Below are 3054 nucleotides of genomic sequence, written 5' to 3'. Positions count from 1 at the left end.
GTTCCCCGGAGGCCTTCGCCGCCGGGGGGGCCGGGCGCAACGGCGGCAAGAGCGACGTGCCGAAGAGGTCGCCCTGCCCCGGCTCCTCGGGGGGCGGCGGCTCCGCGCCCTTGCGCTTCTTCATCGCGACAGCTTCTCGACCCAGCCCTGGGCCTTGCCGTGCAGCTCGTCGTCGGGCGGCGTCATCGCGACGACGTCACGGAACTTGGGCAGCGCGTCCTCGGGGCTGGCGTCCTTGATGGAGTAGGCCTGGAGGTACAGGTCCTTCGCCTTGCCCTTGAGGTCGTTGACGATGTTGGCCGCGCCCGTGTGGTTGGGATCCGCCTGGAGCGCGCGGCGCGCGAACTCCATGGCTCGCGACCACTGGCCCGCGGCCTTCGCGCCGGACGCACTCTTGTAGAAGGTCGTCGCCGCGCGGGTGCCCGCGTTCTTCGCCATCTTGCTGCCGCGGCCGTCCGTGATGTCCTTGTCGAGCGCCAGGAGCCGCGTGAGCCCCTTGGCCTCCAGGTCCTCCAGCTTCTTGTAGAGGCCCCCGAACTCCGTCATCTGCGTCATGAGCTGCTTGCACTGGGGCGTCTTGGCCGCGCACGCGTTGAGGATGGCCACCGCGCCGGAGATGTCCCCGTCGCGGAAGCGGTCCACCGCGGGCTCCCACGGCTTGGGCGTCGCGGCCTTCGGGACGTACTCGGGGCGCGTCAGGTCCGCGATGATGCGCGCCGACTCGTCGTTGATGAGCTTGCCGTCGCGGTGCTCCGGGAAGGCCGCGAGCACGTCGTCGGTGATGGCCTTCGCCTTCTGCACGGACTCGAGCTGGCGGGTGACCATCAGCGTGTTGGCCTCCTTCGTGCGCTTGTCGGCGACGTCGATCAGCGCCTTGCGCGTCGTCTTCAGCTGCTCGTAGAGCTGCGTGTCGGCGCTCACCTTCGCGAGGGCCGCCTGCGCGGTGACGAGCTCGCCCTTGTCCAGCGCCGCCTGGGCCGCCGCCAGGTGACCCTGGTTGGGGATCTCCTTCTCCGCGGCCTTCAGGTAGTCGGCCACGCCGGGGTAGTCCGGGGCCTGGTTCTGGAGCTCCTCCAGCTTCGTCTTGGCCTGCTGCCACTGGCCTTCGCGCACCAGGTTCTTGGCCTCCTGGAAGAGGCCGCCCAGCTGCTCGCGGTACTGGCGCTGCTCCTGCTCGATGCGGCCCTGCTCCTCCTGCTGGTGGCGCATGCGCGAGCGCGCGACGCCCAGGCCCGCGAAGAGCAGCACCAGCACGCCGACGCCCGCGAGCTTCAGCCGCATCCGCTTGCGCTGCGCCTCGGGCGTCAGCTCCGCGGCCTGGGAGGCGCGCGACGTCTGCGGGCGCGCGCGGCCCTCGCCCCCGGGGCGGGGACGCACGGGAATCGCCGTGGGGGCGCGACCGCCGGCCGTGGACGGACGGGGCCGGGGACCCGAGGGCGCCTGCACCTTGGCGGTGCTGTTGGCGGTGTCCTCGTAGCGCACCTCCGAGTCGCCCATCGTGATGACGTCGCCGTTGGCCAGCAGCGTCTCGTCGGTGACGGGCTCGCCGTTGACGAGCGTGCCGTTGCCCGACTTCATGTCGCTGACCATCCAACCCGCGGACTCACGGCGCAGCGTGATGTGCTTGCGCGACACGGACGTGTCCTGCAGGCAGATGGGGTTGTCGGTGGCGCGACCGACCGTGTACTCCGCGTCGGAGAGGGGGAACTCCTCGCCCTCGCTGGGGCCGGCGATGACCACGAGCTTCGCGGGCTTGACCGCGGAGGCGCCCGCCGTCGACGACCGGCGGACCGGCGCGCGTTGTCCGGTCCCGGATGAGGGCGTACCCGAAGTGGGCCTTCGGCGGGCTGGGGGAGGACCGTTCGACATGGCGTTCACCGCATCCTGCTGAGGGGGGCACGGGCCCTAAAGCTCGTGCTCATAGGCTTTTTCCAGCGCGAGATTGTGGCAGCGATGCTCGGTCGTAGGGAAGCGTCTCCGCACGTCTTCGAGGGTCGCGACCGCGTCACGGCGGCTGCGGTACTGGACGGCCCGTTGGAATTCGAGCATCAGCTTGCCGCACTGGTGGTCCAGCTCCGTTGAAATCTGGGCGATCCGCTCCCGGACGTCTTCGTACAGGTCCGGCTTGTCGTCGAGCGCTTCCAGGGTGATCCACGCGGAGCGGTACTCCCGCCACGCGTTGAAGAGGTTCTCCGCGCCCACGTCCCGCAGCTCGTAGAACCGGGCGCCCGCCTTCACGGCTTCCCTCGCGGAGGCGAGCAGCTGATCCGGCGGCAGCTCGGGCACCGGGATGACCTCCAGGCGCAGGTTCCAGATGCGCCAGGACTCGCGACCGGGCGGGTTGAGGGCGTTGTCGAAGAGCAGCTGGTTGTTCTCGTTGCGGCGCAGCAGGCCCGGGGGGAGGACCTGCTCCAGCTCGCGCTCCGCCGTCTGGGCCGTGTCCGGAGGGACCCAGCCCAGGGACACGCCGTTGAGCGACAGGTTGACCTCGTCCTTGGTGATGTTGCTGGCCTGGTAGTGCAGCACGGCCACCGCGCGGGTGGGCGACATGAAGCGGAAGTCGAAGGCCTTGTCGTCCGCGTGGGTCCAGCGCACGTCCTTGCCCAGGCCGAACGAGTCCGTCACCGGCTCCAGCCCCAGCTTGGAGGGCTCGCGCCCGGGCAGTCCGAGCGTGGTGGGAGAGACGACGGACAGGACCCCGACCACGGCCACCAGCAGCACGAGGCCCGTCAGGGACGCATAGCCGATGCGGCGCAGTCGGGACTGGCGCTGCCAGAAGAGGACGAACTGACCGCCCAGGGTGCGCGCGAGCCGACGACGCCGGCGGGCCTCGTCGGCGGCGGACGAGGGTTCCACCTTCGCGACGACCGTCACCGGGCCGGAGCGGACCGGCGGGTGGGCGGCGTCCGGTTCCGTGGGGCCGGACTGCGCGGTGTTCGCGTCCGCCGGGGGCGGCGCGGCGAGCAGCTCGGCCTCGCCCAGGAGCAGTCCGGGATCCAGCGGCGGAGGCGGTTCCGCCACGCGGCGCGGGTCCTGGCCCGTGAAGGTCGCGGG

Annotated in this window: 2 protein-coding genes; both read right to left on the bottom strand. The window is 71.3% G+C overall.

Annotated features, from left to right (window positions below; all coding sequences use genetic code 11):
* Positions 1 to 120: 120 nt before the first annotated feature.
* Complete coding sequence (locus D7V97_RS41750) at positions 121 to 1740, bottom strand: FHA domain-containing protein (protein ID WP_368669020.1); 1620 nt, start codon at positions 1738 to 1740, stop codon at positions 121 to 123.
* Between the two features lie 165 nt (positions 1741 to 1905).
* Positions 1906 to 3054: FHA domain-containing protein (locus D7V97_RS45095; RefSeq protein ID WP_120616092.1), on the bottom strand; the 1149-nt coding region annotated here is incomplete at its 5' end.

This window comes from Corallococcus sp. CA053C, from assembly GCF_003611675.1.
Classification (GTDB): Bacteria; Myxococcota; Myxococcia; order Myxococcales; family Myxococcaceae; genus Corallococcus.
This window is presented reverse-complemented; position numbering and strand designations above follow the sequence as displayed.